This window comes from Paraburkholderia sp. SIMBA_030, assembly GCF_046535245.1.
Lineage (GTDB): Bacteria > Pseudomonadota > Gammaproteobacteria > Burkholderiales > Burkholderiaceae > Paraburkholderia.
Genome location: NZ_JAWRXB010000046.1, coordinates 1 through 6,873, shown reverse-complemented (window position 1 = coordinate 6,873; position 6,873 = coordinate 1). Strand labels below are relative to the sequence as shown.

Here is a 6,873-nt window from a genome sequence, read left to right as displayed (position 1 = left end):
CCTGATAGCGCGAACCCGCGCCACCATCGAAACCGTCGTACGACGGCGCCTGCAAGAACAGGGTTTTCATGAATGCTCCAGCAAGCCTTGATCGGTGCTTTCAGTTTTCTATCAGGAAACTATCGGGATCATTGCCTCGCGGGTGGGCGCGGGAATGCGCGGGTTTGCGAGTAATCGCGCAAATAGTACGGAGCAAAGCTGAAGGAAACCTTAAGGGTGGGCGCGCCTGGCGCACGGGGTTTTTGCCCCCGGCGGTTGTTTGTCTGTATGCCTGCGGCGGGGGTCTTTCCTTGACTTGATATTGGTTTATTAGCGTTCCCCCGGTGCGATGGAACGCTAATAAACCAATAAGAAAAGACCACCGCCGTAACCACAACCACCAATGCCGCCGCCAAAGGCAAAAAAACCTCCTCATACTGCCTTGATATCAGCCGCCTGTTTCCCCTTCGGCCCTTGCTTGATTTCGAAGCTGACCTTCTGATTTTCCTGCAGCGACTTGAACCCCTCGCTGCGAATCTCTGAAAAATGTGCAAACAGATCTTCGCCACCGTCATCCGGCGTGATAAAGCCAAATCCCTTTGCATCGTTGAACCACTTCACTGTACCGGTTGGCATGTCGATTCCTCGCTTGCACCTTGGTTGATCGGGCTGCCGTCGCCGTCTGGCGCCTGCTACTACTATTGGCCCCAGCCAGTTCCTGCAGCTGCTGCTTGACTTTACGCCTGTTTGCGTGCCGCCGCTTTGGCCGGATTTTTTCCGTTGCGGCAACCGCCGCCCCGAGCCGCGTGCAACGCGCGACGCATCAGCGCGCGCAAGCACGCCACCGCCCGCAATCAGATAAGATCGTCCCTATCGACAGTCCATTCCGGGCCGCGCAGGTCCCGCCACCATCCCACGACCGACCGCGCGACCTATCGTTGTCCAACTCACAGGAACCCAGCATGGCCATCTCAAGCTATACCGATACCCGGCTTCTGATCAACGGCGAGTGGTGCGACGCCGCCAGCGGTAAAACCCTCGACGTCATCAATCCCGCTACCGGCAAGGCCATCGGCAAAGTCGCCCACGCCGGCATCGCCGACCTGGACCGGGCGCTGGCCGCCGCGCAAAGCGGCTTCGAAGCCTGGCGCAAGATTCCCGCCAACGAACGCGCAACCACGATGCGCAAAGCTGCGGCGCTGGTGCGCGAGCGCGCGTCGGACATTGCCCGCCTGATGACCCAGGAACAGGGCAAGCCGTTCGCTGAAGCGCGCGTCGAAGTGCTGTCCGCCGCGGACATCATCGAATGGTTCGCCGACGAAGGCCGTCGCGTTTACGGCCGGGTCGTGCCGGCGCGCAACCTGGCAGCGCAGCAACTGGTTCTCAAGGAGCCGGTTGGCCCGGTGGCGGCATTCACGCCGTGGAATTTCCCGATCAACCAGGTCGTACGCAAGCTGTGCGCGGCGCTCGCGAGCGGCTGCTCGTTCCTCGTCAAGGCGCCGGAAGAAACCCCGGCGTCGCCGGCGGCTCTGCTGCAGGCGTTCGTCGAAGCCGGCGTGCCGGCGGGTACGGTCGGCCTCGTGTTCGGCGACCCGGCCGAGATTTCGAGCTATCTGATCCCGCATCCGGTGATCCGCAAGGTCACGTTCACCGGCTCGACGCCGGTCGGCAAGCAATTGGCCGCGCTGGCCGGTGCGCACATGAAGCGCGCGACGATGGAACTGGGCGGTCATGCGCCCGTCATCGTGGCCGAGGACGCGGACGTCGCGCTGGCAGTCAAGGCGGCGGGCGGCGCGAAATTCCGCAACGCCGGCCAGGTGTGCATCTCGCCCACGCGTTTTCTCGTGCACAACAGCATCCGCGACGAGTTCGCGGCGGCGCTCGTCAAGCATGCGGAAAGCCTCAAGCTCGGCGACGGTCTCGCCGAAGGCACGACCCTGGGGCCGCTCGCCAACGCACGCCGTCTCGCCGCGATGGCCAAGGTGCTCGACGATGCGCGCAAGACCGGCGCCAAGGTCGAAACGGGTGGCGAACGCGTGGGCTCGGAAGGCAACTTCTTCGCGCCGACCGTGCTGACCAACGTGTCGCTCGAAGCAGACGTGTTCAACAACGAGCCGTTCGGCCCGATCGCCGCGATCCGTGGTTTCGACACACTCGAAGAGGCGATCGCCGAAGCCAACCGTCTGCCGTTCGGGCTCGCCGGTTATGCGTTCACGAAGTCGTTCGCCAACGTGCATCTGCTGTCGCAACAGCTTGAAGTCGGCATGCTGTGGATCAATCAGCCTGCCACCCCCACGCCGGAAATGCCGTTTGGCGGCGTGAAGGATTCCGGCTACGGCTCGGAAGGCGGACCGGAAGCGATGGAAGCTTATCTGGTCACCAAGTCGGTGACGGTAATGTCTGTGTAAGCTGTTTTTTCGACTTTTAACTGCTAACTGTGTCAGGTCCGCGAGGGATTCTTCGCGGACCTTTTTATTGTTATGAACGACAACGCGCCTCGTTTTATTCAACCTGCGCTGACCGGACAGACTGTCGAGCTTCGGCCGCTTCAGCAGGAACATGCGCGGGGGCTTCTTGATGCCGCCGCGGACGGTCAACTGTGGGACATGAAGCTGACCGTCGTTCCGGGGCCCGACACCGTCGGCGATTACAGGGAGTTGGGACCGTAGGTAAAAACGCGTCGAAAGCGTTGCGATATGAACATAGCGGTCAAGGCATCATCCGCTGCAAGACCTGATCCTTGAGAACGAAGCGGTGAAACAGCGCGCCCGCGATGTGCAGTCCGATCAGCACGAACAGCACCCAGGCCAGAACGCCGTGGACGTCACCCATCGTGTGGCCGATTTGCGAACCGGTCGGCAACAGGTTCGGATAAGGCAGCAGGCCGGCCAGTTTGACCGACCATCCGCGCGACGATGCGTTGGCCCAACCCAGCAACGGCACAACGACCAGCGCGACGTACAGAAGCGCGTGCGTGATGCGCGATACAGCGCCAAGCATCGGCGAAAGCGCAGCGGGCGCAGGCGGATGCGTCAGACGCCAGACGATTCTCACCACCACTGCTGCTATCAGTGCCGCGCCAACGCCGAGATGCCATGCGATCAAACCCGTGGGCAGCGTGCCCTTATGAATGTCGGGCATGGTCCAGCCGATCACGAACTGCGCGGCTATCAATACCACCACCAGCCAGTGGAGAAACTTCGCTACGCCGTCATAGCTTTCGGCATATCGCGGAAAATTGGTTTCGTCGGTTCGCATCATCGTGAGAGTTCGTTAGCCATCGTTAAGCGGCGGCGTCTTTGCATCGACGCCCCAGGAATGTGAACCGCAAGCGCTGTGCATGCTACGGCCCGAACCTTAAGACAAGCTGATGTCGTTCGACAAGGGCTCACCCCGGCGAATAGGCCGGTTGCACATGGGTATCGCACAAAACATACGATTTTTGGCCCATGACGCTGCCTCCCACCCCGAGTCTGAAACTGAATGTTTCCGCCGCACATGCGCGAAACACGATGTCGCGCCGCGCGCCCCGCGCCCTTTTTCTGGCCCCCGAATCGGCCGGCGCGAAGGCGCCCGATGCGACGATGTGGAACGCTTTTTATAACGTGGTCAACGGGTTGACTGGAATCCTGGCACTCGCAACCCGCCCAATCGCAGCGCCAAAAAATCCCGCCGATTCGCCCCACTCACGCAGCCAGCGTACATAGGAAACGACACGTCCTGTTACACACAAACACACCGGTAATCCGGCCGCTCAGTAGAGTTCGATCAAACATAAAGGGGAATGCAACGTCATGAAAAGAATTTTCGCGCTGATACTGATGGCCATCACTCTCGGGAGTGCGTTGGGCGGTTGCATCGTGGTCCCCGAGGGCGGTTACTACCATGATCATTATCACGGTCACGAGCACGGCGACCACGACTGAGCGCAGCCTGCCTGCGCGATCCCACTCTCAATTGTAAAAACCGAGAATAAATCATGAGCATTTCACGAAACCGTTGGCTATCCATGGCCATCGTTGCCGGTCTGGGCATAGGTGCATCTTCGGTGGCGCTGGCTCACGTCGACGTCGGCGTGAACATCGGCATTCCGGGTGTCGTATACGACGCACCCCAACCGGTGTACGCACCGCCTCCGCCGGTCTACGTCCAACCGCCTCCGGTGGTGGTCGTGAGTCCGGGCTGGTACGGCGACCGGTATTACGACGGTCGCCGCTATTGGGGGCGTCGCGAGTGGGAAGAGCGTCACCACGACAACCGTGAATGGCACGACGCGCGTGATTATCACGGCGGCCCGCACGGCGACTGGCACGGCCACGATGGCGGCGATCATGGCGACTGGCACGGTCATGGCGGCGACCACGGCCGGGGCGATCACTAAGGCGCAGGCGACGGCGCCGTCCGTGACGGCGCCGGGCCACGCAAGCTTGCGCGTCACACCATTTGCAGGAGCGACGATTTGCTACGCAGCGATCCAAGGCGTGTAACGGCGCAATTCGATGGCACGCTCATCACCGCCGAATACAGTGAACAGACCGGCCAGTTGTGCTTGCGTCAGGACGGCACTCTGCTCCGCGAATGGTTTCCGCCTCATTCGTGGATTGCGATTGCGTCGGTGGCGGGCGCGCGGCACTGGGGAACAAAGCCCTCTGACGACGACCTTCTCGCGCTGCTGCGAAATGAGGTGATGTTGTTGCGCGAGTCATAGCGGATATCGGCGCATGCTGCGCCGGCGTGTCGCGCGATGGAATTCGCGGTCACGTCGCCCGTTTTGTCGCAAGACGGGTTGAATGCAGGGAAGCTGAAAAAACGAAAAAATGCAAATGGCCGGCCACCGGATATCTTCCGGCGCCGGCCTTTTTCAACACGACTCGTAAATTGCCTGGCGAGCCGCTTGGCGATGCACTTAACGCGCGTTGTAAATCGGCGGCGAATAAGAACTCAGCGTCGTGTCCGAGTGACCGGCTTGCCACGTGCCGTTGCTGCTCGAACCATAACCGCTAGTATCGGCTTGCGCGGCATCCTTCTGTTCCGAGACGCCTTGCCCCGCGGCCTGGGTGTTTTGCTGCGCAGGGGTGACCGGTCGATTCGACTGGGCAAACGAAGCAATCGGCGCGCTGAGAACGACAGCAATAGCAACAGCTTTGATGAGCGAATTCATGAAGCCACCTCCAGAGATTGTCTTATACGCGCTGCAAATATAGTCTAGGAGCGGATCGGTCGGGGATAAATCCTCGATTCCTGAATTCACTGTTGCTTCCGACACCACAATGGCAAACGCCCGTCCATGAGGGGATCACGGCAGTGAATCCGCGTCTGTGTCCGCAGCCGCACCCCCGCCCGCTTTCTCACACCACCGCGACGCCCACGTAGTTTTCCGCCATGGCTGTGGCAGCCGCGCGCGACGTCGTCACGTATTCGAGTTCGGCGACCTGAAGCTGCCGTTCGAATGGCGACGCGCCTTCGATGCGGTGCATCATGCTCGTCATCCAGTACGAGAAATGCTCGGCGCGCCAGATGCGCTTAAGCGCGGTTGCGCTGTAGCTGTCGAGCAGATCGCTGCGATTTTCGACGTAGAACGCGCTCAGTGCTTTCGTCAGCACCCGCACGTCGGCGACGGCGAGATTCATGCCCTTGGCGCCGGTCGGCGGCACGATATGCGCGGCGTCGCCGGCGAGAAAGAGCCGCCCATGCTGCATCGTGGCCGACACGAAACTGCGCATGCCGACGATGTTCTTCTGGAAGATCTTGCCGTCCACGACGTGCTGGCCGTCATGCGAATCGACGCGTGCGTGCAGTTCGGCCCAGATTCTGTCGTCGGACCAGTTATCGACCGAGTCCTTCGGGTCGCACTGAAAATACATGCGTTGCACGTTCGCTGAGCGCGTGCTGACCAGCGCAAAGCCGCGTTCGTGACGTGCGTAAATCAATTCATCCGATGAAGGCGGCCCTTCGCAAAGAATGCCGAACCAGCCGAACGGATAGACGCGTTCATAGTCCTGGCGCAAAGCCTGCGGGATCGACGCGCGCGACACGCCTTGCGAGCCGTCGCAGCCGATCACGAAGTCGCATTGCAGTTCGCGGTCTTCGCCTTCATGACGATAACGGATCGACGGTGTGTCGGTGTCGATGCCGTGCAGCGACGTATCCGAGACGTTGAAACGCAACGCCCCGCCGGCGGCGACTCGCGCGGCCACCAGGTCCTTGATGACTTCGTGCTGCGCATAGACCGTGATCGAATGGCCGGTGAGTCCGGTCAGGTCGATGCGGCGCCGCTTGCCTTCGAAAGCGAGTTCGAAGCCATGATGCAGCGCGCCTTCGGCCTTCATTCGCGCGCCGACCCCGGCTTCGGTGAGCAGGTCCATCGTGCCCTGCTCGAGCACGCCGGCGCGGATAGTGGATTCGATCTGTTCGCGGCTGCGCGTTTCGAGCACAACGGATTCGATGCCGCGCAAATGAAGAAGATGGGAAAGAAGCAGGCCTGCCGGCCCGGCACCGATGATGCCGACTTGGGTGCGCATGAATTGTCTCCTGAACGCAGCGTTTGATTTGCGCTCAGTTTGACAATCACGGGCGGTATCGCGCAACGCGATATGGCGGATAAGCAGTATCTAGTTTTGAGATAAAGCCTATCCACCCGGCGGGGTGGAGCGACATGTCCCACGCATTCTGCTGCTCTATTGCTCGATGCGCCCAACGTCATACCGCCGCTTCTTCACGCTCGAAGCCGGGCGGATTCTGCGCCGGGTCTGGCTATACGAGAAACAGCCGATACACCGGGTTGCTTGTCTCTTCCCAGTACGGGTAACCGAGCGTCGCAAGAAAGCGCCCGAACTCGCCGTTTTCGCTTTCCGGCACCTGAATGCCGACCAGAATCGAGCTGTAGTCCGCGCC

10 protein-coding genes and 1 pseudogene are annotated in these 6,873 nt (G+C 61.0%); 6 read left to right on the top strand and 5 right to left on the bottom strand.

All coding sequences use genetic code 11. The features are described from left to right. Positions 1-411 precede the first annotated feature (411 nt). A complete protein-coding gene (locus SB772_RS38860; protein WP_410838368.1) occupies positions 412-615 on the bottom strand; it encodes a cold-shock protein in 204 nt (67 codons plus the stop codon). Positions 616-941: 326 nt separating this feature from the next. Here SB772_RS38860 and SB772_RS38855 point away from each other — a divergent pair, with 326 nt between their 5' ends. Continuing rightward, positions 942-2,387, top strand: coding sequence for an NAD-dependent succinate-semialdehyde dehydrogenase (locus SB772_RS38855; protein WP_410838367.1), 1,446 nt, complete (start codon positions 942-944; stop codon positions 2,385-2,387). Positions 2,388-2,459: 72 nt separating this feature from the next. After that, positions 2,460-2,648: a hypothetical protein gene (locus SB772_RS38850; RefSeq protein WP_410838366.1), complete on the top strand. Its 189-nt coding sequence runs from the start codon at positions 2,460-2,462 to the stop codon at positions 2,646-2,648. 40 nt (positions 2,649-2,688) lie between these two features. Here SB772_RS38850 and SB772_RS38845 read toward each other — a convergent pair whose 3' ends face one another. Continuing rightward, positions 2,689-3,240 carry a cytochrome b gene (locus SB772_RS38845; RefSeq protein WP_410838365.1) on the bottom strand — a complete coding sequence of 184 codons (552 nt, stop codon included), beginning with the start codon at positions 3,238-3,240 and terminating at the stop codon, positions 2,689-2,691. 533 nt (positions 3,241-3,773) lie between these two features. Here SB772_RS38845 and SB772_RS38840 point away from each other — a divergent pair. The 3 genes from SB772_RS38840 to SB772_RS38830 all read left to right on the top strand — a co-directional run bounded on the left by SB772_RS38840 (position 3,774) and on the right by SB772_RS38830 (position 4,687). Next, positions 3,774-3,905, top strand: coding sequence for a hypothetical protein (locus SB772_RS38840; RefSeq protein ID WP_410838364.1), 132 nt, complete (start codon positions 3,774-3,776; stop codon positions 3,903-3,905). A 53-nt stretch (positions 3,906-3,958) separates the two neighbouring features. After that, positions 3,959-4,360 (top strand): hypothetical protein, encoded by a 402-nt coding sequence (locus SB772_RS38835; protein WP_410838363.1) that lies wholly within the window; start codon positions 3,959-3,961, stop codon positions 4,358-4,360. A 78-nt stretch (positions 4,361-4,438) separates the two neighbouring features. After that, complete coding sequence (locus SB772_RS38830) at positions 4,439-4,687, top strand: hypothetical protein (RefSeq protein WP_410838362.1); 249 nt, start codon at positions 4,439-4,441, stop codon at positions 4,685-4,687. Positions 4,688-4,885: 198 nt separating this feature from the next. Here the strand turns inward: SB772_RS38830 and SB772_RS38825 are convergent, their stop codons facing one another. Together SB772_RS38825 and SB772_RS38820 are read right to left on the bottom strand one after the other, a co-directional pair. Next, positions 4,886-5,140: a hypothetical protein gene (locus tag SB772_RS38825; protein ID WP_410838361.1), complete on the bottom strand. Its 255-nt coding sequence runs from the start codon at positions 5,138-5,140 to the stop codon at positions 4,886-4,888. A gap of 187 nt (positions 5,141-5,327) precedes the next feature. Then, positions 5,328-6,500: a 4-hydroxybenzoate 3-monooxygenase gene (locus SB772_RS38820; RefSeq protein ID WP_410838360.1), complete on the bottom strand. Its 1,173-nt coding sequence runs from the start codon at positions 6,498-6,500 to the stop codon at positions 5,328-5,330. Positions 6,501-6,633: 133 nt separating this feature from the next. On the opposite strand from SB772_RS38820, the pseudogene SB772_RS38815 reads away from it, so the two are divergent. Next, positions 6,634-6,729 (top strand): annotated as a pseudogene (locus tag SB772_RS38815) (arsenical resistance protein ArsH); the annotation flags it as partial. Positions 6,730-6,732: 3 nt separating this feature from the next. On the opposite strand, the gene SB772_RS38810 reads toward SB772_RS38815, so the two are convergent. Then, the coding region (locus SB772_RS38810; RefSeq protein ID WP_410838369.1) for a hypothetical protein at positions 6,733-6,873 on the bottom strand (141 nt) is incomplete at its 5' end.